The following is a 25623-nucleotide window of genomic DNA, read 5'->3' as shown; positions in this document are numbered from 1 at the left end:
CGGAACGCGGATGCTGACCCCCCTGGAGATCGAGGCGCTGAGCCTGAGCCTGTGGGTCGCGACCTGGAGCACGCTGGCCGCGCTGCCCGTCGCGATCCTGGCGGCCTTCATCCTGGCCCGCACCGATTTCTGGGGAAAGTCTCTTTTCGACGGCATCATCCACATGCCGCTGGTGCTGCCGCCGGTGGTGATCGGATATCTGCTGCTGGTGACGCTGGGAACCCGCGGGCCGATCGGGTCGTGGCTCCTGGAGACCTTCGGCATCCGGCTGATCTTCACCTCCGCCGGCGCCTCGGTCGCGGCGGGCGTCATGGCCTTCCCGCTGATGGTCCGGGCGATCCGGCAGGCGATCGAGGCGATCGATACCGGGCTGGAAGCCGCGGCCCGGACCCTGGGGGCCGGCCCGATCGACCGGTTCCTGACCATCACCCTGCCGCTGATGCTGCCGGGGGTGCTGTCGGGCGCCGTGCTGGCGTTCGCGGCGAGCCTGGGAGAGTTCGGGGCGACGATCACCTTCGTGTCCAACATCCCGGGCGAGACAAGGACCCTGCCGCTGGCGATCTACACCGCCACCCAGACGCCGGACGGCGACGCGGAGGCGGCGCGGCTCGTGGCCCTGTCCTTCGCCCTGTCGCTGGGCGCCCTGATCCTGTCCGAGTACCTGGGCCGCCGGGTGCGCCGGATGATGGGGCGGTTCTAGGATTTTTGGCCACAGATAGACACGTATAAACACAGATATAAAAGTTATATTTATTCATTGATATACTTCGATTTCAAGCATCAGCTATAATTTTATTCTTATCTGCGTTTATCTGCGTCCATCTGTGGCCCAACAAGGCACTCAACCATCACTCAACTTTCCCGGGGAACACAGAAGCATGCTCGACGTGGCGATCCGGCGGCGGCAGGGGACCTTCGACCTGGACATCAGGTTCCAGGCGCCGAGCCGGGGAGTGACCGCGCTGTTCGGGCGGAGCGGGTCGGGCAAGAGCTCCGTCATCAACGCCATCGCCGGCCTCGCGAAACCGGATGCCGGGCATATCCTGCTGGACGGCACCGTGCTGTTCGACGGCGCGCGGCGGATCGACGTGCCGGCCGAGCGGCGGCGGACCGGCTACGTGTTCCAGGACTCGCGCCTGTTCCCCCACATGTCGGTTCAGGACAACCTGCTCTACGGCATGCGCCGGGTGCCGAGGGAAGAGCGGCGAATCGCGCTGGAGCCGGTGGTGGACCTGCTGGGCATCGGCGGACTGCTGAAGCGCCGGCCCTACAGCCTGTCGGGCGGCGAGAAGCAGCGGGTCGCGGTCGGGCGCGCGCTGCTGGCCCAGCCCCGCATCCTGCTGATGGACGAGCCGCTGGCCTCCCTCGACGCCGAGCGCAAGGCGGAGATCCTGCCCTATATCGAGCGCCTGCGGGACGAGCTGAACATCCCCATCGTGTTCGTCAGCCACTCGGTCGACGAGGTGGTGAGGCTCGCCACCACCCTGGTGCTGGTGGCCGACGGGCGGGTGAGGGCGGCCGGCACGGTGGCGGAGCTGTCGGGGCGGCTGGACGTGGGCGGCACCATCGGCGGCCTGGAGGCCGGCGCCGTGCTGGACACCACCGTCGCCGGCCACGACGCGGCGACCGGGCTGACCGAGCTTCGGTTTCCCGGCGGAATCCTGACGGTGCCCCTGCTCGACCTCCGCGCCGGCCAGCCGCTCCGGGTGCGCATCCAGGCGCGCGACGTGATCCTCGCGCTGGAGCCCCCCTCTCGGATCAGCGTGCACAATATGCTGGAAGGGCGTATCGTCGAGCTGGGCGAGGCGGCCGGACCGTCGCGGGACGTCAGGATCGACCTGGGCGGATCGTTCCTGCTGGCGCGGGTCACCCGCCATTCGGTCGAGCGCCTGGGCTTGGGTGTCGGCACCCCGGTCTTCGCGCTGGTCAAGAGCGTCGCGTTCGACCGGGTGTTCCCCGGTCCGGCGGGACGGAACGTCGCCCTCTGACGATCCTGCGGGCCAGGGACCGGCAGGGCGTCGGTACGAAGAACAGAGTTGAGGAATCAACCGCATGGCGAAGCTGAGGCTGCGCATCGATTTCGAGCCGGAAGGTTCGCTGGGGCCGGGGAAGGTGGCGCTGCTGGAGGCGATCCGGCGCTGCGGGTCGATCTCCAGCGCCGCGCGCGAGCTGGACATGTCCTACCGGCGCGCCTGGCTTCTGGTGGACGATCTCAACCAGACCTTCCGCCAGCCGGTGGTGAACGCCATGGTCGGCGGCCGCAAGGGCGGCGGCGCCGGCCTGACCGCGTTCGGCGACAGCGTCATCCGCCACTACCGCGAGATGGAGGCCGAGGCGCACGAGGCGCTGGCCCGCCACATGGCGGCCCTTCAGGACGAAGTCGTTGCCGGCGGCGATGCCCCGGCGATGCCCCGGGAGTGCCCCGTTCCGGAGGACGGATCGGAACGGGCCGAGCAGGAGCGCGACTGCGACGGCCGCAAGGCGATGCAGCGCAGCCTGTCCAAGCAGCCGGCTGGGCGTCCGAACTGACGGACCCGGCGCGATCGCCGTCATCGATCACTCAAGCGGGAGGAGAAGCCATCATGCATGCCACTCTGTCACGCCGCCGCTTTCTGGTGCTGGGAACCCGGGGGGCCGCGGTCTCCCTGATCGTCGCGGGCTGCTCGTCGGTCGAGCCGCGGACCGAGGAGGCTCCCGCCGACCTGGTCGCCTCCGCGACGACGACCCTGTCCAACTTCACGCGCGACCCGGACATGGCCTGGTTCCGCGACAACCTGCCGGCGGCCCAGGGCCTGCTGATCGTGCCGACCTTCCTGCGCGCCGGCTTCATCTTCGGCGGGGCCGGCGGCAACGGGGTGCTGATCACCCGCGACAGCGCCGGCGGCAGCTGGAGCTATCCCGCCTTCTACACGGTGGCCGCGGGCAGCGTGGGGCTTCAGGCCGGGGCTGAGGTCGCCGAGGTGATCCTGATGATCCGCAGCGTGCGCGGCCGCGACGCGATGCTCGGCAACAGCCTCAAGCTGGGCGCCGACGTCGGCGTGGCGGCCGGACCGGTCGGGGCCGGCGCCCGGGTCGCGACGTCGGACATCCTGGCCTTCTCGCGCTCCCGGGGGCTCTATGGCGGGATCAGCCTGGACGGCTCGGTGATCACGACGCGCGACGCCTGGAACGCCGCCTTTTACGGCCGCGCCGTGCGGCCTGTGGACATCCTGGTCAGCCGCACCGTTTCCAATCCCCAGGCCGAGCCCCTGCGCGACATGGCGGCCCTCCGGGCCTGATGCCGCTCAGCCCTTGGTCAGCATCAGGGTTCCCTGTTTGGCGATCCGGCCGGTGATCTTCTCCGCCAGCATGGCGAGCACCCAGGGAAGATCGACTTCCAGCCGGACCAGATCGTCCTGGATGTCGATCCGGCCGCCGATGGTCTGGGCCAGGACGGCGACCTCGAAGCGCATCTGGTTCTCCGACCAGTGGTCCTCCACCGAGGCGCCCACGCCGGCAAGCTGGGAGCGCACCTGCCCCATCCCGCCCTGGAGGCGACGCTTGGCCTCCTCGCGTCCGAGCTGGTGGGGGATCGTCACGACCACGGGCTTTGGCATCTCTGGTTCCTCTAAGGTTTGACCATAGGTACGAACCCCGCCCGCCGTTTTACAGAGGCGATGGAAACAGGACCGCGCCGGGAATGTTTCGCTTTCCGAACCATTGATAGGGCGTTGAGGCGGCGGGGGCGGACCATGGCGGCGAGCGGCAGGACGAGAAGATGGAGGCGGGCGGCGTCGCGGATCCTGAATCTGGCGGCTCGGCCGGTGCGCACCGCCCACGGCAAGCGCGGCGTGGTGCTCCAGCCCTATCGGGGCTACGGCTCGCGGGAGGAGGTCTTCCTGATCGGCAGGGTCTTCAGGCAGTCGCGCACCCAACATGGCGGCGGCGAGGAGGACATCGCCGATCACCTGCGGGACATCGGCCGCCGGATCGCCCGGCGCGCGGTCGCCGGGGCCGTGGTCACGGCCCGGTTCGGCGGGGCCGAGCAGCGGGTCGAGACCGACAAGGACGGGTATTTCAGGGTTCATCTGCGGCAGCAGCCGCTGCCGCCGTCCGGGGAGTCCTGGCGGGCCATGGACCTGACCCTTGACCAGCCGGAGCCGGTCCACGCCCGGGCCGACATCTTCGTCCCGCCGGAGCGGTGCCGCTACGTGGTGATCAGCGACATCGACGACACCGTGATGTTCACCGGCGTCGCCGGCAAGCTGAAGATGCTGTGGCGTCTGTTCGTCCAGGACGCGGAAAGCCGGGTGGCCTTCCCGGGAGCGGCGGCCCTGTACCGCGCGCTCCACGACGGGGCCGGCGGCGACGAGCGCAACCCCATGCTCTACGTGTCGCGCGCCCCCTGGGGGATCTACGACGTGCTGGACGAGTTCTTCCGGATGCACGGCATTCCCGTGGGGCCGGTGCTGTTCCTGCGGGAATGGGGCATCACCTGGAAGAGCCCGCTGCCGCGCAAGGCCGAGGACCACAAGCGCGAACTGATCGGCAACATGCTGCAACTCTACAAGGACCTGCCGTTCGTCCTGGTCGGCGACAGCGGCCAGCACGACCCGGAGGTCTACCGCCAAGTCGTGGACGAGCATCCCGGCCGGGTGCTGGCCGTCTATATCCGCAACGTCTCCCGCGACGCGGCCAGGATCGCCGAGATCGAGGAACTGGCCAGGGCGGTCACCGCGGCCGGAAGCAGCATGGTCCTGGCCTCGGACAGCTTCGCCATGGCCGAGCACGCCGCCGGCCTTGGCCTGATCGACCCCGGGGCCGAGGCGAAGGTGCGCGCTGAGATCGACTCGGAGACGGCCGGCGGGGCCGCCCCGGGACCGATGCGGAGCATATCCCGCCGCGACCTGCGCCGGATCATCACGGCCGAGGGAGCGGACGGGGGCGCCGCTCCCCCGAACGTGGTCGTGGAGCCGACGAACCGCCGACGAAGCTAGCGCGAAGAACCCGGTTTGGACGGCGGCTGAAAGCCATCGCCCACCGTTCCCGCGCCGACAGGTCCGTCGTTCAGGAAGCCCATGTCCTCCGCCCTGACCCCCCGGCTCCCGCCGGCCCGACGGATGGCGGCGGCCAGCATTTCCCATTGCTCGTCCGGTAGCCGGGACAGCCCTTCGACCAGGGCGCTTCGCCATTTCGGTCCCCGCGACCATGCCTCGATCCAGGCGTCGGCGAGATCATGGTGACGCCTGGGAGCCATGGCCTCGATCAGGATGCCGGCCTGGGCGACATCCTTGTCCGCCTTCAGCCGTCCGCCCGGGTCGGCGCGTCGCCGTGCCGCGACGATCAGCTTATGGACTGCGTACCGCTCGGGCGCTGGTACCCGGACGGAGACGCCGCCGGCGTGAAGCAACACGGACCGGACCGGCGCATGGATCAGGAAGTCGAGGAACCGCAGGGGCTGGGCGGCGGCTCCGCCCAGGGCGGGCATCGCGGCAGGCTTGCCCTGGTGCTCGTCCTTGCCGGTGTTGGGCACCAGGAACTCCACCAGGAAACCTTTGCGGTTCCGAAACGCCGTGGCCTGTCGGGCGTCCGCCTGATGCGGCACTTCCTGGAAGCTGGGGTCGACCTGCCGGAGCACGTCCAGGATGGGCGGCAAACTGTCTTCGATCGAAATGGATACCGAGTGGAACTGGGCAATGTCCATGTCGCCGGTGCGTAGATGGGCGGCGGGAAGCCGTACGCCGAGCATTCCGGCATAGCATTGGAACGCCAGCGTGCCGACCAGGACACCCCGGAGGCGGAATAGACCGGCCTGCCAAAGCGCCTCGGCGAGGTCGCCGGTGAAGGCATCGGGTGTCGGCAACCCGGCGGCCTTGAGGGCGGAGACCATCCGCCGCCGTTCGGTGAAATCCGCCTTCAGGTCGCGGAAACGTTCGACGCGGGCCGCAATCTCCGGGTCGTCGGCCGGACCGACATAGCGGCTGTAGCGTTGGCGATCCTCGTAGCCCTGGAAATACCAGTAGCCACGGCCTTTGCGTTCCTTCTTCGAGAAGCTCCCGGTGGCGGGGAAAGCCGCATCGAACTCGGCGTCCAGGCTGCGCTGCTCCAGGTCGGCGAACAGGGTCTGTATGGCCAGCCCAAGCTCCCGCATGGCGCCCCTCCGGTCCGGCAGTTGCCTTCAAAATTGAATTTACAGGCAACTGGTGAGGGGCGCAACGCCGCCGGTGTGGAGGATGCCGCTCCCGGCTTGCCAGCAGGCTTCGAAACTATCGGAGGCTTGGAGGCAGGAGCTTCGATGGGGAATCGCCGACAGGTTCGCAAGACCTGCCTTGCCTGTAACCCGCGACAAGGAATTTAATAGGAGGATTGGTGGAGCCGAGGAGGATCGAACTCCCGACCTACGCATTGCGAACGCGTCGCTCTCCCAGCTGAGCTACGGCCCCACACCTGAACCCCGCACCGCCACGAACCGTCGCGGTGGAGTGGGCCGGATAATGGTGGGCGGAACCGGGTCTGTCAAGCGTCCTGCGTCGAAATATGCTTGCGGTCGCGCGGGCTTGCGGTGCTTGCCTGAGACAGGTGGGGAGGGTAGGGTGCAGCGCATTTTTTTGTCCTGCGGCCCGGTAGACCATGCAATCTCTTTTCCTGCTGATCGATACCATTCTGGGGCTCTATGTCTGGATCCTGATCGCCTCCGCGATCCTGAGCTGGCTTGTCGCCTTCAACGTGGTCAATACCCGCAACCGAGCGGTCTACGTGATCGGCGACTTCCTCTATCGCGTGACCGAACCGGTGCTGGGGCCGATCCGGCGCATCCTGCCCAACCTGGGCGGCCTGGACCTCTCGCCGATCGTCGTCATCCTGCTGATCTTCTTCATCCGCAATCTGCTGCGCGAGTACGCGTTCCTGGTGTGATGCCGTTCAGGCCGGCCGCCGGCGGGGTGACGGTCGCCGTCCGGCTGACGCCCAGGGCGTCGCGCAACGCCGTCGTCGGGATCGGAACCGGAACCGGGCCGGCGGGGCGGGAGCAGGCCGTGCTCAAGGTGATGGTGACCGCCGTGCCCGACTCCGGCCGCGCCAACGAAGCCCTGGTCCGGCTGCTGGCGAAGCAGTGGAAAGTGCCCGGATCCGCCATCACGCTGGTCGCGGGCGCCACCGACCGCAACAAGATCCTGCATGTCGCCGGCGATCCCGCCGACCTCATGACCCGTTTGACCACCCTGTCCGTTCCAACCGATCCGTCCGGAAGTTCCAAGCCATGAGTCAGGCACGCATCATCGACGGCAAAGCCTTCGCCCAGCGCCTGCGCGACCGCCTGTCCCTCCAGGTCGCCGCCCTCGGCGAAGCCCACGGGCTGCAACCCGGCCTCGCGGTCGTGCTGGTCGGGGAGAACCCGGCCAGCCAGGTCTATGTCCGCAACAAGGGCCAGGCGACGGTGGCATCCGGCATGCGCTCGTTCGAGCACAGGCTTCCCGACACCACGGACCAGAGGACCCTGATCGACTTGGTCGAGCGGCTGAACCGCGACCCCGCCGTCAACGGCATCCTGGTGCAGCTGCCGCTGCCGCCGCAGATCGACCCCGCGGCCGTGATCGCCGCGATCGACCCGGACAAGGACGTCGACGGCTTCCACGTGGAGAACGCGGGCCGGCTGGCGCTCGGGCTTCCCGGCCTGGTGCCCTGCACGCCGCTGGGCTGCATGATGCTGCTGAACGACGTGCTGGGCGACGACCTCTCCGGCCGGCGGGCGCTGGTCCTCGGCCGCTCGTCGATCGTCGGCAAGCCCATGGCGAGCCTGCTGCTGGCGGCGTCCTGCACCGTCACCACCGCCCATTCGCGCACCCGCGACCTGGCCGACGAATGCCGGCGCGCCGACATCCTGGTGGCCGCGGTCGGCCGGCCGGAGATGGTGCGCGGCGACTGGATCAAGCCGGGCGCCACCGTGATCGACGTCGGGATCAACCGGGTCCCCTCGCTCGATCCCCTCGCGGCCTCTGAGGGCAGGACGCGGCTGGTCGGCGACGTGGCCTTCGCCGAGGCCGCCCGCGTGGCCGGCGCCATCACGCCGGTGCCGGGCGGCGTCGGCCCCATGACCATCGCCTGCCTGCTGCTCAACACGCTGACCGCGACCTGCCGGCAGAACGGCGTGACGGTCCCGGCGCCATGATCACCGCCTATGGCCGCACCGGGACGGGCGTCTTCAAGGAGCCGCTGGAGATCGGCGCTCCCCTGCCGGACGGCGCGGTCTGGATCGACCTGCTGCATCCGACCGAGGAGGAGCGGGGCGTCATCGCCCGGCTCCTCGGCATCGACCTGCCGACCCACGAGGAGATGCTGGAGATCGAGGTCTCCAGCCGTCTCTATGTCGAGAACGGCAGCGCCTACCTGACCACCCCGGTGATCACCCGGGCCGACACCGAGCATCCGGGCCTGGGCGTGCTGACCTTCATCCTGACGCCGGGCCACCTGGTCACGGTCCGCTATGTCGAGCCCAAGAGCGTCGACACCTTCGCCTCCCGGCTCCAGCGCCAGCCCGAGCTGATCGCCGGGCCGGAGAGCGCGCTGCTGGGCATGCTGGACGCCGTGGTCGACCGCGCCGCCGACGTGCTGGAGCTGATCGGCACCAGGGTCGACGGGATCGGCCGCCGCGTGTTCGACGATCCGCTGCCGGCCAAGTCGCGCGAGAAGGTGCGCAAGCCCGACTCCCTGCGCGAGGTCATGCGCGACATCGGCCGGGTCGGCGACGTCACCAACAAGGTGCGCGACAGCCTGGCCGGCCTCGACCGGCTGGTCGCCTACCTGGCGACGGTCAGCGCCGGCCGGCTGGACAAGGAGCAGAAGGCCCTGCTGAAGAGCCTCAACCGCGACCTGCGGTCGCTCGGCGAGCATGCGGGCTATCTCAGCCACCAGACCAACTTCCTGCTCGACGCGACGCTCGGCGTCATCAACATCGAGCAGAACGGCATCATCAAGATCTTCTCGGTGGTCGCCGTGGTGTTCCTGCCGCCGACCCTGATCGCCAGCGTCTACGGCATGAATTTCCATTTCATGCCCGAGTTGGACGAATTCTGGGGCTATCCCCTGGCGCTGTTCCTGATGATCGTCTCGGCGATCCTGCCGCTGGTCTATTTCCGCCGGAAGGGCTGGCTGTAGCGGCATCCGGCCCCGGGGCGCGAAGCCGTCCTCAGGGTCCCGCCACGGACTCCCACGGCAGCACCATGCGGCACAGCAGCCCGTCGGGGCGCCAGTCGAAACCGACCTCCCCGTCGAGTTGTCCCGAGATCGTCCGGTCGATCAGGCTCATGCCGAACCCGCGCCGGGCCGCCGGGTCGCCCGGACGCCGGGTCGTCTCGGCCCAGCGGGCCACCAGCCGGCGTCCCGACGGCGCGATCTCCAGCACGCAGTCGACCGACAGGCTCCCGCCGGGGTCCGACAGCGCGCCGTACTTGGCCGCATTGGTGGTCAGCTCGTGGAACACCATGGCCAGCGCCACCGCGCCCGCCGGGTTGAGCGCGATCGGCTGGAGCGCCAGGTGGATGGCGGTGCCGTTGGCCCGATAGGGTTCCAGCGTCTGGGCGACCAGGTCGGGCAGGTAGGCCGCCTCCCAGTTCTGGTCGGTCAGCAGGCTGTGGGCCCGGGACAGCGCGCCGAGCCGGCCGGAGAAGGACTGGACGAAGTCCTCCGGGTCCGGGCTCCGCCTCAGGGTCTGCGAGGCGATCGCCTGGACGATCGCCAGCGTGTTCTTGACCCGATGGCTCAGCTCCGCCAGCAGGGTCTTCTGGTGCTCGTCGGCGCGGCGGCGGCGGGTCACGTCGCGCACGGTGCCGTCGATCCGCACCGCCTTGCGGACGCCGTCCGACTCGACGAACTGGCTGCGGCCGCGCGACGCGATCCAGCGGACCGAACCGTCCGGCCGGCGGACCCGGAACTCCAGGTCGAAGCGCCCGTCGCCCTCCGGGGCGCAGGCGCGCCGCAGCGCCTCCCTCACCGCCCTGCGGTGATCGGGGTCGATCAGCTCCAGCCTGGTGTTGATGCTGATCCGCGCGTCGGGCGCCAGCCCCAGCATGGTCTTGCAGCGCTCGGAGGCCTCCACCGTGCCGCTTCCCGGGTCGATCACCCAGGTTCCCAGGTCGGCGGCCTCCACCGCCAGCCTCAGCCGCAGCTCGCTTTCCAGCAGCCGCCGGCCGTCGTCGCTGGCCTGGGTCACGTCGGTGTTGATCGCGACGGCGCCCAGGATCGAATCGCCCAGCCGGATCGGCGCCGCCGCCGACCGGAGCACCAGGTCGCGGCCGGTCCTGACGTTGCGGACCAGCACGTCCCGCACGGTGCGGTGCCCTGCCAGGGCCCGCAGGAAGGCCTGTTCCTCCGGGCGCAGCGGGACCCCGGTGCGGGCGTCGCGGACCTGGATCATCTCCGCCAGCTCCGGCACCGGATGGTTCAGGTCCTCCAGGCTGTCCAGGCCCAGCATGTCAAGGGCGCGACGGTTGCAGCGGGCGATGCCGGCCGAAGTCCCGACATAGACCGCGTCGGGTATGCTCTCGATCACCGCGTCCAGCTCGGCGGCCTGGCGCAGCAGTTCCGCCTCGATCGCCTTCCGTCCGGTCATGTCGACCAGGAATCCCAGCATGCGCAGCGGCTCGCCCCCGGCATCGAAGAAGAAGCGCCCGTCGTCCTGCATGGTCATCCAGCGACCGTCCTTGTGACGGAACCGGTATTCCAGGTGGAACGGCTTGCGCGTGGCGCGGACATGGGCGATCTCCCGCACGAAGGCGGCGCGGTCGTCGGGATGGATCAGCTCGATGGTACGGGCAAGGCCGCCCTCGGCCAGTTCCTCCGCGGTCCAGCCCAGCACCTCCTCGCAGCCGCCGTCCCAGGACACGGCGTCGGTCCGCGCGTCCCAGTCGTAGAAGACGTGGCCGGCGGCCATCACCGTCGCCTCGTACCGGCTTCGCCAGTCGCCGGCCGCGTCCTCGGCCCGCAGGCGCGCCGCGGTTTCCGCCCGCAGACGCTCCTCCAGGTCCGCGATCCGCCGGGCGGCGTCCTCGGGAAGATCGTTGAAAATCGGCACTCAGTTCTCCTGGCGGGATGCCGGTACGCCGACCCTTGTAGCCGCTACGATTTCCATTGCAACCAAACTTATATGCAGCGGCCGCCGTCCACCTCCAGCGCCACTCCGGTGATGAACCCGGCCTCGTCCGACGCCAGGTAGAGCGCCGCGTTGGCGATGTCGTCGGGCCGGCTCATCCGGCCGAGCGGGATCGTCGCGGTGAACTGGCGCCGACGCTCCGGCGTGTCCTCGCCCATGAAGTCCTGGATCATGCCGGTGTCCCCGATCACCGGGCACAGCGCGTTGACCCGGATCTTCAGCGGCGCCAGCTCGACCGCCATGGACTTGGTGGCGACGATCGCCGCCCCCTTGGAGCTGTTGTACCAGGTCAGCCCCGGGCGCGGCCGCAGGCCGGCGGTGGACGCCGTGGTCAGGATCACGCCGCCGCCGCGCCGCTCCAGCGCAGGCACCACGTGCCGGGCCGCCAGGAACAGGGCCTTGACGTTGACGGCGTAGATCCGGTCGAACTCGGCCTCGGTCACCTCCAGCATCGGCTTGTTGCGGTGGGTGTAGCCGGCATTGTTGACCATGATGTCCAGCCCGCCGAACCGCTCCCCGGCGGCCTCGACCATGGCCTTGACCGCCGCGTCGTCGGTGACGTCGGCCTTGAAGAACATCGCGGCGCCCTCCCGCGCCGAAGAGATCGAGTCGGCGACCCGGCGGCCCCGCTCCTCGTCCAGATCGTTGACCACGACGCTGGCCCCCTCGCGCGCGAAGGTCCGGGCGATGCCTTCGCCGAAGCCCGATCCGGCGCCGGTGACGATGGCGATTTTGTTGGCCAAGCGCATTATTCCTCCAATTTTTGTCTTTTGGTTCAAAGCCGTCGCTCTGCCCGGCGCGATCCCCCGCGCCGCGGCCGCCTAACCGTGGCAGGGATTGTCCGTTCGTGCAATCCGTCAGCCGTACCACCGGAACGTTGCTCCGGTTCGACGAAATCGGGTAGGGTGCATTGTATCAATGTTGTTCCGAGCGACAGGAAGGTCATCGTCATCGCCAAGGTTCTGCTGGTCGAAGACACTCCCTCCCTGGCCCGTGTCTACGCCGAATACCTGAAGAAGGCAGCATTCGCGGTCGAAACCGTGGAAACCGGTGCTGCCGCCCTGGACGCCCTGGGTGACACAGTGCCCCAGGTCGTGCTTCTCGACCTCCAGTTGCCCGACATGAACGGCATGGAGATCCTGAAGCACGTCTCCGGACAGCAGATCCCGACCGCGGTGGTCGTCATCACCGCGCACGCCTCCGTCAACCTCGCGGTGGAGGCGATGCGGTACGGCGCCTACGACTTCGTCGTCAAGCCGTTCACGGCGGATAGGCTGCTGGTCACCGTCCGCAACGCGGTCGAGCGGCTGCGCCTCGCCCAGATCGTCGACACCTTCACGGACGAACTCGCGCGCAGCAAGTTCCACGGCTTCATCGGCAGCTCGTTCCCGATGCAGGCGGTCTACCGGATCATCGACAGCGCGGCGGCCAGCCGCGCCACCGTGTTCATCACCGGCGAGTCCGGGACCGGCAAGGAGGTCTGCGCGGAGGCGATCCACCGGCAGAGCCCGCGCCGCGACAAGCCGTTCGTCGCGATCAACTGCGGCGCCATCCCGAAGGAACTGATGGAGAGCGAGATCTTCGGCCACGTGAAGGGCGCCTTCACCGGCGCCGTGGCCGAGCGGGAGGGGGCGGCCGCCCGGGCCGACGGCGGCACGCTGTTCCTGGACGAGATCTGCGAGATGGAGCTGGGCCTCCAGACCAAGCTGCTCCGCTTCATCCAGACCGGCACCTTCCAGAAGGTCGGCGGCACCCGGATGGAGAAGGTGGACCTGCGCATCCTGTGCGCCACCAACCGCGATCCCCTGCGCGAGGTGGAGGAGAACCGCTTCCGGGAAGACCTCTATTACCGCCTGCACGTGATCCCGATCCACCTGCCGCCGCTGCGCGAGCGCGAGGACGACGTGCTGGACATCGCGCGCCAGTTCCTGATCGACTACGCGGCGGAGGAGGGCAAGGGCTTCAGCCACTTCCATCCCGCCGTCGAGGAGGTGCTGCGGCACTACCAGTGGCCCGGCAACGTGCGGCAGCTCCAGAACGTGATCCGCAACGTCGTCGTGCTCCACGACGGGACGGAGGTGACGGCGGCCATGCTGCCGCCGCCGCTGAACCAGCATTCGGCGCTCCAGCTCCAGTCGCCGCACCGCTATGCCGCTCCGCCCGAGGAGGTCCCGGCGCCCCGGGGCCTTGGATCGCCGGATCCCGGTGCCCAGGTCTTGGAGCCGCAGGGCGGCCACGCCGCCCTGGCGGAACCCCGGCCGATCCGCCCCCTGTGGCTGGTCGAGAAGGAAGCGATCGAGGAAGCCATCGCCGCCTGCGACGGCAACATACCCCGGGCGGCCGCCCTGCTCGGCATCAGCGCATCGACCATCTATCGCAAGCGCATGGCGTGGGAAGCCGAAGGCCGGGCTTGACCGTACCCCGGCAATCCAAACCCTTGTAATCACAGCTTCCGTCGCCGGCTCTCTCCTTGCGGACCATGCGTTGTCCGCGAGGTTGCGCGCTCGTCAGGTCGATCTCAAATGCCGCCGCGACTAGTCGGCGCTGATTTCCAAGTCGTTCTCTTTAGACATAGGGAAGATCACATTGGACCATAGCTGAACGAGCAAAAAGACATATCCGCGGACTCTGCGCTTGTGCGAAACAAATCAAGTCGGTAGCGTAATTTTCAAGTCATCCATGGTTCGGGTTTTCGCTGCACCGCAATAAATGCCAGGAGCGGACTGCTCCACCATCGATCACGAAGTTGGGTTCCGGCCCGACAACACAGCCTTCATCGTCAGGGAATGCGGGCTGTACTAGCCTAAGACGACCAGGGAGTTACAGTCATGGCGACTGGCACGGTTAAATGGTTCAATGCTACCAAAGGTTACGGATTCATCGCACCCGAGAATGGCGTGAAGGATGTCTTCGTCCACATCTCCGCTCTCGAACGCTCGGGTATCCGAGGCCTCAACGAAGGCCAGAAGGTCAGCTATGAACTGGCGCGCGGAAACAACGGCAAGGAAGCGGCGGTCAACATCAGCCTCCTGGATTGATCATCCCGTCCGGGTGACGAAGCATTGCCGATCGTCGCCCTGAGACAACAAGAGATCGATCTCCAGACTTCGAAACGCGGGAGGAAGACGGCGGTCTTCCTCCCTTTTTCCATGCCGCCCCCGCTTCCGGGATCACCGGCAAGCGGCGCTTTCTCCTTCCACGGCGACACCGCCGCGGCGATCCCGCCCGCCGCGGGTCCCCACCTCGGCCACTTCCTCCGGCAGGAGGTGACGGCCCGGGGCGGCGCCGAGGGCCCGCGCACCGAGCTTCCCCGATGGGACGGGCATGACGTCAAGCCGATCTTCCTCGTGGCCGTCCGGCGTGCCGCGAACCCCCGCGGATGCCGCCGGAGGGGCCACCGGGGATCTCAGGCGCGCGCGACCATGCCCAGGCCGTCATAGGCGCGCGCCGTCGCCTCCAGCAGGGCGGGAACCTCCGCGCTGATCCGCTGCACCGTCGCCCCGTCGCCGGCCTGGCAGGCGCGCTCGATCGCGCGGACCGCATCGGCGAGCCGGACGGCGCCGAAGGTGCCGGCGGAGCTCTTCAGCGTATGGGCCTCCCGCGCCACCACCGGCAGCGCGTCGCCGGCGGCGCCGTCGACGATGCGCTGCACGCGCCCCCGGGCTTCCGACAGGAAGGCGTCGATCAGGTCCGGCAGGATGGTCTCGTCCAGGTCGTGCTTGAGCTGGTCGAGCACGCCGGTGTCGAGCAGCTCGGATTCGGCGGCCCCGTCCGCGGCCGGAGGTGCCGCCTCCGCGATGCCGGCCGGCGGCGCCGGGACGGGGGCGGGCAGCCAGCGGGCGATCGTGTCGAGCAGATGAACCCGCTCGATCGGTTTCGGCACGTAATCGTTCATGCCGGCGTCGAGAAACCGTTCGCGGTCGCCGACCATGGCGTTGGCCGTCATCGCGATGATCGGGATATCGCCGGCGGGCGCGGGCAGGGCGCGGATCGCCCGGGTCGCGGCGATGCCGTCCATCTCCGGCATGGCGATGTCCATCAGGACGAGCCGGTAGGGCGTCCGGCGGACCGCGGCGACCGCTTCCAGCCCGTTGACCGCCACGTCGACCCGGTACCCGGCGACCTTCAGCAGCGTGCCGGCGACCAGCTGGTTGGTGACGCTGTCCTCGACCAGCAGCAGCCGCGGCGCATCCGCTGGCAGGGTATCGCCCCCGGCCGCCGCGCCGTCGCCGGCCGGCTCTTCCGGCGCGGCGGCCTGCGGCCAGGCCAGTTCCATCACCGGCTCGCCGCGCAGGGCCGCCAGCAGCGATGCCTGGCGTGCCGGCTTGCGGACCGCGGCCGAGAAGCCGGCCGCTTCCAGCGCCGGCCAGGGGGTTCCCTGCCCGGTCGTCTGGCTTGGCCGGCCCATGCCGGACAGCAGGATCAGGCGCCCGACGCCGGCGTCGCGCAGGCGGCGCGCCAGCGTGGCGACCGGCAGGTCGGCGGTGGTGTCGTCGACCAGGGCGGTATCGAACGCGGCACCGCCCCGGGGCCGCCTGCTCCCGGGCGACGCGATCACCTCCAGGGCGGCGCGTCCGCTGGCGACCCCGTGGACCGCGGCTCCCCAGTCGGCGAGCTGCCGGGTCAGCACCTCGCGGCTGACGCCGTTCCCTTCGACCAGAAGGATGCGTTTCCCGGCCAGCGACGAGGCGGCTTCGGCCGGTCCGGCGCCGTCCGGGCGGTGCGCCAGGGGCACGGTGAACCAGAAACGGCTGCCGACCCCGGCGGCGCTGTCGAACCCGATGGCACCGCCCATCAGGCCGACCAGCCGCTTGGCGATGGCGAGCTGGAGCCCGCTTCCGCCGTGGCGGCCGGGCGCTCCCGCCCCGCCCGCTCCGAAACCGTCGAACACGTGGGGCTGCGCCGCGTCGGGGATGCCGATTCCGGTATCCGCGACCTCGAAGCGCACCGTCACGGAGTCGGCGGCGCTCGCCGGGGCGGTGACGGTCAGCGACACGCCGCCCTGCTCGGTGAACTTCACGGCGTTTCCCGCCAGGATCGCCAGCACCTGCCGAAGCCGCTTCGGATCGCCCCTCAGGGCCGACGGCACGCCGGCCGGGACGCCGGCGACGAGATCGATGCCCTTCGCGGCGGCCTGCCCCGCCAGCGTTTCGACCAGCCCCTCGACCAGTTCGACCAGGTCGAAGCCCTCGTCCTGGATGCGGAGCCGGCCGTCCTCCAGCCGGGCCAGGTCGATGATGTCGGTCAGGGTCGCCATCTGGTTCTCGACCAGCTCCCGGACCGCCACGGCCTGGGCGCGCTGGGACTCGGTCAGGCGGCTTTCCGCCAGCACGCCGATCGTGCCGAGGACGCCGTTGAGCGCGGGGCGCACCTCGCGGCCGATCGCGGCCAGGTAGTCCGACCGGGTGCGGCTGTCCCGCTCGGCCTTCGCCAGGGTGGCGCGCAGCCGGTCCTCCGCGTCCTGCCGCACGGTGACGTCGCGCAGCGTCAGGGCGGCGGCGGTCCGGTCCTGCCAGGCCACCCGGCGCCGCGACGCCTCGCACAGGAACCGGCGGCCGTCCCGGCGCAGGAGCCGGATCCCGCGATCGGGCATCGGACCGTCCGGGCCCTCCAGCGCCAGGGCGTCGCGCAGCCCCGCCCAGTCCTCGGGCGCCGCCAGCCGGTCCGCCGGGCATCCGATCAGCTCGCCCACGGTCATCCCGAACAGCGCCGCCGCCGCCTCGTTGGCGTCGATCACGGTGGCGCCGTCGTGGATCAGCACCCCTTCCGTCGTGGCGGCGGAAAGGCGCCGGAACCGCTCCTCCCGGTCGGCGAGATCCCGGCCGGCGCGCCGCGCCGCGGTCACGTCGGCATAGCAAACCAACCGGCCCCCGTCGGACATCGGCGCCGATGTCACCTCCAGCACATGGCCGTCCGGGCGGACATGGTCATGGCGCAGCGTCTCGCGGACGCCCGTCATGCCGACCGCGCCGGGAGGAACGCCGGACAGCGCCGCCTCGCCCCGCCCGTCCAGGAAGGCGACGAACTCCGCGAGGGGGCGGCCCGCCGCGGGCAGGTCCGGCGGCAGGTCGAGAAGCTCGACCAGCCTGGCGTTCCACCCGATCAGCCGCGACTCGGGGCTCCACAGGCAGATCCCCTCGGGCAGGGCGTTCAGGACGGAGTCGAGCAGCCGGGTGCGGCGGGCCAGTTCGGCCTGCCGGCGGCGTCCCTCCGTCACGTCGGTGCTGACGGCCACGCGGTAACCGCCCTCGATCCGCCGTCCCTCGACCCGCAGCCACCGCCCGTCCGGCATCGGGCGCCCGTCCTCCTCCAGGCCTTCGGACGGATCTTCCGCGGGTCCCTCCGCCGGCGACGCCCGGGTGGCCGATCCGGGGGCCGATCCGGGGGCCGTCGTCCTCGATGCCGGCGAATTCAGCTCGCGGAAGCGCTGGTTGGATATCACCAGCCGGTCGGCCCGGTCGAAGATCGCGAAGCCTTCGGGCAGCGACTCGATCGCGTCGACCAGGACCTGGCGGGCATGGTCGGTCCGCCGCTCCGCCGCCCGCGCCACGCGCACCCTGCGCTCGCCGGCGGCCATCCCGGTCACGACCAGCCCGATCAGGGTGGCGGCGCAGGCCGCCTTCAGCGCGATCATGCCGATGCCGCCGTCCGACGGCAGCAGCGTGCCGCCCGCGGCCAGCACCACGACGGCGGCGAACTGGGCCATGGACCGTCTGGTCGGCCTGAAGCGCGGGTCTTGCTCGGCAGGTCTGGTCATGAACCGTCGGATCGTATTGCTACCGGAGTGCCGGCCGCATCAGCCTAACGGGTCACCGCATCCGGAACAATCCCGTTGCCCGTCCGGGCGCACGCCCCATCCCCCGGTTGCGGGCCAGCACGCCGTGGCGCGGCGCGAACAGGATGGCGGCGGCCAGCAGGATGCCGGCCAGGGTGGCTATCATCCCGGCGGCGTTCAGCGCTTCGGCCGGGCCGCCGGCGAGCAGCGACGGGCCGAAGGCGCCGAGCAGGTAGCCGCCCGCCCCGGTCAGGCCGCCGATCGCGACGCTCAGCCAGAGCTGGACGGGCAGCCGGTCGGTCAGCAGGCGCGCCGTCGCGGCCGGGCAGATCAGCATCGCGACCACCAGGATCGAGCCGACCGCCTCGAAGGAGGCGATGGCGGCGACGGCGACCAGCACGACGATCCCGTAATGGAACAGCCCGGCGGGGATGCCCAGCGTCGTCGCCAGCGCCGGATCGAACGAGGTCAGCGCCAGCTCCTTGCGGAAGGCGACGACGCAGGCGACGCACAGCGCCGTCACCAGGGCCAGCGTCACCACCTGGCGCGGCAGGTCGGCCCAGACCGCCGGGTCCGCCAGGTCGGCCCAGCCCTGCGGCGCCAGCCACAGGATTCCCTCGAGCTGGCCGTAGAGCACGCAGTCGGCGTCCAGGTCGACCGCGCGGGCGGCGCCCTGCTCGATCATCACCACGCCGCCCGCGAACATCACGGTGAACACGACGCCCATGGCCGCACCCCCGTCCAGCCGGCCCAGCCTGCGCACCGACTCGATCAGCACGCCCGCGACGACCGCCGCCGCCAGCGCGCCGCCGATCACGCCCAGGCCGAAGCGCGAGCCGGTCAGCAGGAAGCCGCCGACGATGCCGGGCAGGATGGCATGGCTGATCGCGTCGCCCAGCAGGCTCTGCCGCCGAAGCACCAGGAAATTGCCGACCAGCGCGCAGCTGACGCAGGCAAGGACCGCAGCCGTCATGGCCGGCAGGTCGATCTGGAGGAATTCCTGCGCCGTGATCATCGCGCCGTCTCCGCCGGAAGCCCCTCCAGCTCCCGCACCAGGTCGCGGGGCAGCACCCGGTCGATCGGGTCGATGCCCCAGTTGGCCTGCCCCGGGATCAAGGTCGGGTAGCGCATCAGGAAGCGCTCCCAAAGGCGGCGGTTCCGCTCGGCGGCCCTGGCCGCCGCCAGGCCGCTGTCGGTGAGGTCCCCGCCGCGCAGCCAGCCGCGCAGCCGCAGCCACGGCCGCATCGCCGGGGAAGGCGGGGCGCCGGCCAGCCGCCCGGCCAGGGCCGCCTGCTCCGCATAGGCGAGACGCAGCCGGCCCTGCCGCCACGCCGTCGCGACCACGCCGCGCGCCGGGGCGAACAGGAAGCTCGCCATGAACAGGGCGCCGGCCACCAGCACGATCACGGCGCCCGCCGGCAGGCGCGGCACCAGCGCCGACAGGCTGGCGCCGATCCAGCCGCTGGCGCCCCCCAGCGCGGCCGCCACGACGACCATGACCCCCAGCCGCTCGGTCCAGAAGCGGGCCGCGGCCGGCGGCACGATCAGCAGGGCGATGATCAGGATCAGCCCGGCGGTCTGAAGGCCGATCACCGTCACCAGCGTGGTCAGGCCCATCAGGGTCAGGTCGATCCGCCGGGTCGGCCAGCCCTGGCCGGCGGCGAAGTCCGGATCGAAGCAGAGCAGCCTGAACTCCTTGAACAGCAGGGCGGAAGCCGCCACCGCCGCCAGCGCCAGCGCCGCGATCGCCGTCGCCTCGGTCCGGTTCATGGCGGCGGTCTGGCCCAGGATGAAGGTCTTCAGCCCCGCCTGGTTGCCGGTCGGCAGGGTCTGGATATGGCTCAGCAGCACGACCCCGACGCCGAAGAAGACGCTCAGCACGGCGCCGATCGCGGCGTCCTCCGGCAGCCTCGTGTAGCGGGAGATCGCGTGGATCGCCAGCACGCCCAGCGCGCCGCTGAACAGCGCGCCGGCCAGCAGCACCGGCAGGCTGCGCCCCTCCAGCCCCGCCCAGGTCGCGGCCAGGAAGGCCAAGGCTATCCCCGGCAGCGTCGCGTGGCTCAGCGCGTCGCTGACCAGGGCGCGCTTGCGCAGCAGCATGAAGCTTCCGATGACGCCGGCCGCCACCCCCAGGCAGGCCGTGCCGACCACCACCACGGCCGAGTTGAAGCCGGCCTGGAGGGTCAGCGTCGCGATCACGTCGGCGGGGTTCATGTCAGGCCGCCCCCGTCCGCACCGGCAGCGCCGCGCCCGCCCCGATCCCCGGCCCGGTCCCGGGGATGTCGCCCGGCCCGAGCCGTCCGCCGTAGGTCTGGCGCAGCATCTCGGCGGTCAGCGTCGTCGCCACCGGACCGGCCCCGATCACGCGGGTGTTCATCAGCAGGACATGGTCGAAATAGTCGGCGACGGTCTGCAGGTCGTGGTGGACGCAGATCACCGTGCGCCCTGCGGCGTCGAGGTCGCGCATCACCTGGATCACCGCCCGCTCGGTCGCGGCATCGACGCCCGCGAACGGCTCGTCCATGAAATAGACCTTCGCCTCCTGGGCCAGGGCGCGGGCCAGGAACACCCGCTGCTGCTGCCCGCCCGAGAGCTGGCCGATCTGGCGGTCGGCGAAGTCGGCCATGCCGACCCGGTCCAGGCAGGCCCGCGCCGCCTCGCGGTGGGCGCGCCCGACCGGCCGGCACCAGCCGATCATGCCGTAGCGGCCCATCGCCACGACGTCCAGGGCGGAGGCCGGAAAGTCCCAGTCCACGCTTTCGCGCTGAGGCACGTAGCCGATCAGCGCGCGGCGCCGCCCGACCGGCCCGCCATGGACCCGCACGGTGCCCGACACCGCGGGGACCAGCCCCAGGCAGGCCTTGATGAAGGTGGACTTGCCGGCGCCGTTGGGGCCGACGATGGCGATCAGGCCGCGGGACGGGGCGGTATAGTCTACCGACCACAGCACGGGCTTCCTGTTGTAGGCGACGGTCAGGCCGCGGACCTCCAGCGGGGAGGCGGCCAACGGCCCGTCGCCCTTGGCGGCTCGGAAAGGGAACAGCATGGCGTTCACCGTCCCAGCGCCGCGAGACGGCCCTCGAACCCGCCGGCCGGCGGGGTTCCTCCCAGCGCGCGGGCGATGGTCGTCACGTTGTGGTCGATCATGCCGACATAGGTTCCTTCGTAGGTGCCGGGCGCGCCCATCGCGTCCGAATACAGCGCGCCGCCGATCACGACCCGATGGCCGCGGGCGGCGGCGCCGTCGATGAGCGCCCTGATGTTGCGCTCGGACACGCTGGTCTCGACAAAGACGGCGGCGATCCGGCGGGCCACCAGCAGGTCCACCAGATCCTCGATCTCGCGCAGGCCGGCCTCCGACTCCGTGCTGATGCCCTGGATGCCGCGCACCTCCAGCCCGTAGGCGCGACCCAGGTAGTTGAAGGCGTCGTGGGCGGTGACCAGGACGCGGGCCTGTTCCGGAATGCTCCCCAACGCCGACTCCGCATAGGCGTCCAGCCGCTCGAACCGTCGGGACAGGTCGGCCGCGTTGGCGCGATAGACGTCCGCGCCCTCGGGGTCGAACGCCGCCAGCGCGTCGCGCACCGCGTCAAGCGCGTGGGTCCACAGGGCCGCGTCCATCCAGACATGCGGGTCCGGATTGCCGTCGAACCCCTCGGGCGTCAGCAGCCGGTCGGCCGGCACCGCCTCGGCGACGGCATGGACCGGCTTGCCGGACCCGGCGACGCGGGTCAGCGCGTCGATGATCTTCCCCTCCAGGTGAAGGCCGCTGTAGAACACGATGTCGGCCCCGGCGATCCGCGCCACGTCGGTCCGGGTCAGCTTGTAGGTGTGCGGATCGACCCCTTCGCCCATCAGGCTGGAAACCTCGGCCCGTCCGCCCGCGACCTCGCGCACCAGGTCGGCCACCTGCGACGTGGTGGCGACGGCGGCGAAGGGCTGGCCGGCGGCGCGGGCGGCACCGGGGACAGCGAGCGGATAAACGGCGAGGCACAGGGTCGCCAGCACGAACAACCGCCTGGAAATCCGGCCCATCACTGTATGCCTCCACCGTGGTTCGATATTGAATAGGTGTTCATATTGACAGGTCCTACTATTTATTTGACTTTGAGAAGTGCATGCAAACGGATATGCCCCGTCTTCTCGAATTTACAAGTATATCCGAACGTTTCTAAATGAGGGGACCAGCGCGATGATTGTCCTGTTTACCGATTTCGGATTGTCCGGACCCTATACGGGGCAGGTGAAGGCGGTGCTGGCGGGCCGCGCGCCGGGAGTGCCGGTGATCGACCTGTTCGCGGACGCGCCCGCGTTCCGACCCTATCCCTGCGCCTATCTGCTTGCCGCCTATTGCGTCGCCGTGCCGCAGGGCGGCGTGCTGCTCGGCGTCGTCGATCCCGGCGTCGGTACCGACCGCCTGCCCCTGGCCTTGCGCGCCGATGGCCGCTGGTATGTCGGGCCGGACAACGGCCTGTTCGAACTGGTGATGCGCCGCGCCGATTCGGTAGAGGCCTGGGCGATCGACTGGCGGCCGGAGCGCCTGTCGGCCAGCTTCCACGGCCGCGACCTGTTCGCCCCGGTGGCCGCCGGCCTCGCGCTGGGCGGCCCGGTCCCCGGGACGCCGGTTCCGGCGGAGCGGGTCCGCCGCCCCGACTGGCCCGACGACCTGGCGCAGATCGTCTATATCGACGTCTACGGCAACGCCATGACCGGCCTGCGCGCCTCGACGCTCCCCGCCGACGCCGTGCTGACCGCCGCCGGCCGGCCCGTCTTGCCCGCCCGGACCTTCGGCGCGGTGCCGCCCGGCGAAGCCTTCTGGTACGCGAACTCCAACGGCCTCGCCGAGATCGCCGTCAATCGGGGCCGGGCGGACGCGGTGTTAGGATTAAGTGTCGGCGATCCGGTGAGCTGGTCCCCCGGTCAAGCCTGAAAGACTTGGCCACAGATGAACGCAGATGGGCGCAGATGGTTTTTTCGGACCTATCTGCGCCCATCTGCGTTCATCTGTGGCCCAATAAGAGAAAATCAGTCCGACCGCATCGCGCAGACCGCCAGATACGGCTTGAAGTGGTCCAGCCCCGGCGTCGGCAGCCCCGGCACCTTGGCCTTGTCGTCCCAGCGCCGGACCAGCACCGCGTCGGGGCCGAAGCGGCCCAGGATGAAGCGGGCGGCCTGGTCCTCGCTCAGGGGGCCGCCCTGGAGCCTCAGGCTCTGCTTCGAGGCGGGCGACAGGGCGGCGGCGTAGGCCGGCTCGACCGCGCACAGGTAGCGCTTGGCCGCGACGTGCAGCCGCACCGGCGCGCAGACGTCCTCCGGGAAGCGATCCGCCAGCCAGCGGGCGCCGATCGCCTCGTGGCGGGCGTCCAGCTCCTCGTCGGCGACGCCTTCGCCCAGCCCGTGGAGCAGGTGGCCGATGTCGTGCAGCAGCGAGGCGACGACCAGGTGGGGCGGGGCGCCGAACTGCTCGGCCAGCGCCGCGGTCTGGAGCGCGTGCTCGGTCTGGCTGACCGCCTCGCCGAAATAGGCCTGGTCGCCGGAGGCGCGGAAAAGCTCGAAGATTTCGGATACGGTGTCGGTCATGGCCTCGATCACGGAACAGCCCCCAGGGCGAGGCGGCGCTCGATGTCCTCGATCACCGGTATCAGCTGCCCGATCCCGTCGATCACGTAATGGGCGCCGCCCGCGCGCAACCGATCATACGCGGCGGTCCGCCTGACCTTCAACTCGTCTTCCGACAATGCCGTCAATTCCTCGACCGCCAGCCCCATCTCGTTGCCGGTCAGGGCCACCGCGACGGTCCACATGCCGGCGTTGAGCCCTTCCTCGATGCCGGGCAGGGTGTCGTCCACCTTGACGCAGGCGGCGGCCGGCCAGACGTTCAGCTCGATCATGTTCTGGTAGCACATCAGCGGGGTCGGCCGACCGGCGGCGAGGTCGCCGGCGCAGACCACGCAGTCCGGCTCGTAGCCGTTGGCGGCCGCCGCCGGGATCAGCACGTCCATGATCGGCCGGGAATAGCCGGTGGTCGAGCCAATCCTGATGCCGCGGGCGCGCAGGTCGGCGATGGTGGTCCGGGCGCCCGGCACCAGCGCCGCGTGGTCGGCGACCACCTCCACGTTCATCGGCAGGAAGCGGGCGTAGAGGTCGTCCACGTCGGCGTCCGTCATCGGCCGGCCATGGACGTCCTGCCAGCGTTTCGCCACCTCGGGCAGCGCGCCGATCGCCTTGATGTGGTCCCACTTGGGCAGCCCCATGGGGACGCGCGCCTCCGCGACGGAGATCGTGACGCCGACCGTGCCGAAGGCCGCCACGAACACGCCCATCGGCGCCCGGCTGCCGAAATCCACCACGGTGCCGGCCCAGTCCAGGATGACCGCGCGAACCGGTCCGTCATAGGATTGGGCGAAGGGATTGGCAGGGGGTTTGGTCGTCATGCCGTCGTATCTCCTTGGCCCCGCCCCGGCCGCCACCCTGGCCGGAGCGACGGGCACCTTGTGCGCCGCACTTTGCGCCAGGGGGCGGCGAAAGAAAAGCGGCTGAATCGATGCGAAACCGGGGTCGGGATTTCGTCCCGCATCATGAAACCGTAACGCAAAGCCGTTAGGTTTGGCTCCAACGGCCACAAGCATTTGAACATGGCCTTTCAGCCAGGGAGTTCCGCACCATGGGCCAGCTTCAGGCCATGACGCATCTTTTCCGCGCCGCGACGCTGGGTGCCGCCTTCCTGGGCATGGCGCTCGCCGCCGCCCCCGCCGACGCCAAGACCCAGCTCACCGTCTATACCGCGGTGGAGGCGGACGAGCTGGCCGCCTTCAAGCAGGCGTTCGAGGCGAGGAACCCCGATATCGAGATCAGGTGGGTCCGGGATTCGACCGGCATCATCACCGCCAAGCTGCTGGCGGAAAAGGCCAATCCCCAGGCCGACATCGTCTGGGGCCTGGCCGCCACCAGCCTCAAGCTGCTGGCCGACGACGGCATGCTGATGGCTTACGCGCCCAAGGGCCTGGACCAGATCGCCAAGGATCTCCGCGATCCGGCGGAGCCGCCGGCCTGGGTCGGGCAGCGGGTCTGGATATCGGCGGTCTGCTTCAACACGGTCGAGGCGAAGAAGCGCAACTTGCCGGCCCCGAAGAGCTGGGCCGACCTCGCCGACCCGGTCTACAAGGGCCAGATCACCATGCCCAACCCGAACTCCTCGGGCACCGGCTTCCTGTCGGTCTCGGCCTGGGTCCAGACCATGGGCGAGGAGAAGGCCTGGGACTACATGACCCGGCTGCACGACAACGTCGCGACCTACACCCATTCCGGCTCCAAGCCGTGCCGCCAGGCCGGCGCCGGCGAATACGCGGTCGGCATCTCGTTCGACTATCGCGGCGCCAAGGTCAAGGCCGACGGCGCCCCGGTGGACGTCCTGGTGATGAGCGAGGGCTCCGGCTGGGACCTGGAGAGCTTCGGCATCGTCAAGGGCACCGACGCCCCGGACGCCGCCAAGGCGCTGGCCGACTGGTCGGTCAGCCGGGAGGCGAACGAGATGTACGCCAAGGCCTATTCGGTCGTGGCGCTGCCCGGCGTCGCCAAGCCGATCCCGGGCTATCCCGACGGCCTGATCCAGTCCATGATCAAGAACGACTTCAGCTGGGTCGCCGCCAACCGCGAGCGGCTGCTGGCGGAATGGCAGAAGCGCTTCGACGGCAAGACCGAGCCGAAGAGCTGAGGCGGGGGC

24 protein-coding genes and 1 tRNA gene are annotated in these 25623 nt (G+C 70.1%); 13 read left to right on the top strand and 12 right to left on the bottom strand.

Annotated features, from left to right (window positions below; translation table 11 throughout):
- The first annotated feature begins 10 nt into the window (after positions 1-10).
- From modB to IGS68_RS25255, 4 genes are all read left to right on the top strand, one after another.
- A complete protein-coding gene (gene modB, locus IGS68_RS25270) occupies positions 11-700 on the top strand; it encodes a molybdate ABC transporter permease subunit (RefSeq protein WP_201075293.1) in 690 nt (229 codons plus the stop codon).
- 178 nt (positions 701-878) lie between these two features.
- Positions 879-1988 (top strand): molybdenum ABC transporter ATP-binding protein, encoded by a 1110-nt coding sequence (gene modC, locus IGS68_RS25265; RefSeq protein ID WP_201075285.1) that lies wholly within the window; start codon positions 879-881, stop codon positions 1986-1988.
- 64 nt (positions 1989-2052) lie between these two features.
- Positions 2053-2529 carry a winged helix-turn-helix domain-containing protein gene (locus IGS68_RS25260; RefSeq protein ID WP_201075284.1) on the top strand — a complete coding sequence of 159 codons (477 nt, stop codon included), beginning with the start codon at positions 2053-2055 and terminating at the stop codon, positions 2527-2529.
- 53 nt (positions 2530-2582) lie between these two features.
- Positions 2583-3278 carry a lipid-binding SYLF domain-containing protein gene (locus IGS68_RS25255; protein WP_201075283.1) on the top strand — a complete coding sequence of 232 codons (696 nt, stop codon included), beginning with the start codon at positions 2583-2585 and terminating at the stop codon, positions 3276-3278.
- Between the two features lie 6 nt (positions 3279-3284).
- Here IGS68_RS25255 and IGS68_RS25250 read toward each other — a convergent pair whose 3' ends face one another.
- Positions 3285-3596, bottom strand: a complete 312-nt coding sequence (locus IGS68_RS25250) for a polyhydroxyalkanoic acid system family protein (protein WP_201075282.1) — start codon at positions 3594-3596, stop codon at positions 3285-3287.
- A 207-nt stretch (positions 3597-3803) separates the two neighbouring features.
- Between IGS68_RS25250 and IGS68_RS25245 the strand changes: the two genes are divergently transcribed.
- Positions 3804-4976 (top strand): App1 family protein, encoded by a 1173-nt coding sequence (locus IGS68_RS25245; RefSeq protein WP_247881072.1) that lies wholly within the window; start codon positions 3804-3806, stop codon positions 4974-4976.
- Here the strand turns inward: IGS68_RS25245 and IGS68_RS25240 are convergent.
- Both IGS68_RS25240 and IGS68_RS25235 read right to left on the bottom strand, forming a co-directional pair.
- Positions 4973-6130: a nucleotidyltransferase family protein gene (locus IGS68_RS25240; RefSeq protein WP_201075280.1), complete on the bottom strand. Its 1158-nt coding sequence runs from the start codon at positions 6128-6130 to the stop codon at positions 4973-4975. The genes IGS68_RS25245 and IGS68_RS25240 overlap by 4 nt on opposite strands.
- Positions 6131-6346: 216 nt before the next feature.
- A tRNA-Ala gene (locus IGS68_RS25235) sits at positions 6347-6422 on the bottom strand.
- A 187-nt stretch (positions 6423-6609) separates the two neighbouring features.
- Here IGS68_RS25235 and IGS68_RS25230 point away from each other — a divergent pair.
- Genes IGS68_RS25230 through IGS68_RS25215 form a run of 4 tightly spaced genes read left to right on the top strand, consistent with a single transcriptional unit; the run spans position 6610 to position 9132 of the window.
- Positions 6610-6894: a YggT family protein gene (locus IGS68_RS25230; protein ID WP_201075279.1), complete on the top strand. Its 285-nt coding sequence runs from the start codon at positions 6610-6612 to the stop codon at positions 6892-6894.
- Complete coding sequence (locus IGS68_RS25225; protein WP_201075278.1) at positions 6894-7241, top strand: DUF167 domain-containing protein; 348 nt, start codon at positions 6894-6896, stop codon at positions 7239-7241. Before IGS68_RS25230 ends, IGS68_RS25225 begins: the two co-directional genes overlap by 1 nt.
- Positions 7238-8146, top strand: a complete 909-nt coding sequence (folD, locus tag IGS68_RS25220) for a bifunctional methylenetetrahydrofolate dehydrogenase/methenyltetrahydrofolate cyclohydrolase FolD (RefSeq protein ID WP_201075277.1) — start codon at positions 7238-7240, stop codon at positions 8144-8146. The genes IGS68_RS25225 and folD overlap by 4 nt, the downstream gene beginning before the upstream one ends.
- Positions 8143-9132 (top strand): magnesium transporter CorA family protein, encoded by a 990-nt coding sequence (locus tag IGS68_RS25215; protein WP_201075276.1) that lies wholly within the window; start codon positions 8143-8145, stop codon positions 9130-9132. The genes folD and IGS68_RS25215 overlap by 4 nt, the downstream gene beginning before the upstream one ends.
- 31 nt (positions 9133-9163) lie before the next feature.
- On the opposite strand, the gene IGS68_RS25210 is transcribed toward IGS68_RS25215, so the two are convergent.
- Together IGS68_RS25210 and IGS68_RS25205 are read right to left on the bottom strand one after the other, a co-directional pair.
- Positions 9164-11047, bottom strand: a complete 1884-nt coding sequence (locus IGS68_RS25210) for a PAS domain-containing protein (protein WP_201075275.1) — start codon at positions 11045-11047, stop codon at positions 9164-9166.
- A gap of 68 nt (positions 11048-11115) precedes the next feature.
- Entirely contained in the window at positions 11116-11874 is a 759-nt protein-coding gene (locus IGS68_RS25205) for an SDR family oxidoreductase (RefSeq protein WP_201075270.1), read from the bottom strand.
- Positions 11875-12030: 156 nt separating this feature from the next.
- Between IGS68_RS25205 and IGS68_RS25200 the strand changes: the two genes are divergently transcribed.
- Together IGS68_RS25200 and IGS68_RS25195 are read left to right on the top strand one after the other, a co-directional pair.
- On the top strand, positions 12031-13539 hold the full coding sequence (locus IGS68_RS25200) for a sigma-54-dependent transcriptional regulator (protein WP_247881071.1): 1509 nt from the start codon (positions 12031-12033) through the stop codon (positions 13537-13539).
- A gap of 414 nt (positions 13540-13953) precedes the next feature.
- Positions 13954-14163 carry a cold-shock protein gene (locus IGS68_RS25195; RefSeq protein ID WP_158047568.1) on the top strand — a complete coding sequence of 70 codons (210 nt, stop codon included), beginning with the start codon at positions 13954-13956 and terminating at the stop codon, positions 14161-14163.
- A gap of 368 nt (positions 14164-14531) precedes the next feature.
- Here the strand turns inward: IGS68_RS25195 and IGS68_RS25190 are convergent, their stop codons facing one another.
- The 5 genes from IGS68_RS25190 to IGS68_RS25170 are packed head-to-tail and all read right to left on the bottom strand — an operon-like array spanning position 14532 to position 21935.
- Positions 14532-17882: a PAS-domain containing protein gene (locus IGS68_RS25190; RefSeq protein WP_201075268.1), complete on the bottom strand. Its 3351-nt coding sequence runs from the start codon at positions 17880-17882 to the stop codon at positions 14532-14534.
- A gap of 52 nt (positions 17883-17934) precedes the next feature.
- Entirely contained in the window at positions 17935-18915 is a 981-nt protein-coding gene (locus tag IGS68_RS25185; RefSeq protein WP_201075260.1) for a metal ABC transporter permease, read from the bottom strand.
- Entirely contained in the window at positions 18912-20114 is a 1203-nt protein-coding gene (locus IGS68_RS25180; protein WP_201075258.1) for a metal ABC transporter permease, read from the bottom strand. The genes IGS68_RS25185 and IGS68_RS25180 overlap by 4 nt, the downstream gene beginning before the upstream one ends.
- Before the next feature lies 1 nt (position 20115).
- Entirely contained in the window at positions 20116-20946 is an 831-nt protein-coding gene (locus IGS68_RS25175) for a metal ABC transporter ATP-binding protein (RefSeq protein WP_201075256.1), read from the bottom strand.
- A 5-nt stretch (positions 20947-20951) separates the two neighbouring features.
- On the bottom strand, positions 20952-21935 hold the full coding sequence (locus tag IGS68_RS25170; protein WP_201075254.1) for a metal ABC transporter solute-binding protein, Zn/Mn family: 984 nt from the start codon (positions 21933-21935) through the stop codon (positions 20952-20954).
- 157 nt (positions 21936-22092) lie between these two features.
- Between IGS68_RS25170 and IGS68_RS25165 the strand changes: the two genes are divergently transcribed.
- Positions 22093-22830: an SAM hydrolase/SAM-dependent halogenase family protein gene (locus tag IGS68_RS25165; RefSeq protein WP_201075248.1), complete on the top strand. Its 738-nt coding sequence runs from the start codon at positions 22093-22095 to the stop codon at positions 22828-22830.
- A 95-nt stretch (positions 22831-22925) separates the two neighbouring features.
- Here IGS68_RS25165 and IGS68_RS25160 read toward each other — a convergent pair whose 3' ends face one another.
- Positions 22926-23480 (bottom strand): phosphonate degradation HD-domain oxygenase, encoded by a 555-nt coding sequence (locus IGS68_RS25160; RefSeq protein ID WP_201075246.1) that lies wholly within the window; start codon positions 23478-23480, stop codon positions 22926-22928.
- Positions 23481-23488: 8 nt separating this feature from the next.
- Positions 23489-24334: a phosphonoacetaldehyde hydrolase gene (gene phnX, locus IGS68_RS25155; RefSeq protein ID WP_201075244.1), complete on the bottom strand. Its 846-nt coding sequence runs from the start codon at positions 24332-24334 to the stop codon at positions 23489-23491.
- A 230-nt stretch (positions 24335-24564) separates the two neighbouring features.
- Between phnX and IGS68_RS25150 the strand changes: the two genes are divergently transcribed.
- Positions 24565-25614, top strand: coding sequence for a putative 2-aminoethylphosphonate ABC transporter substrate-binding protein (locus tag IGS68_RS25150; protein WP_247881070.1), 1050 nt, complete (start codon positions 24565-24567; stop codon positions 25612-25614).
- Positions 25615-25623 lie beyond the last annotated feature (9 nt).

The sequence above is a fragment of the Skermanella sp. TT6 genome, assembly GCF_016653635.2.
Classification (GTDB): Bacteria; Pseudomonadota; Alphaproteobacteria; order Azospirillales; family Azospirillaceae; genus Skermanella; species Skermanella cutis.
Note: the sequence above shows the minus strand (reverse complement) of the source record. Positions and strands in the feature narration are given on the sequence as shown.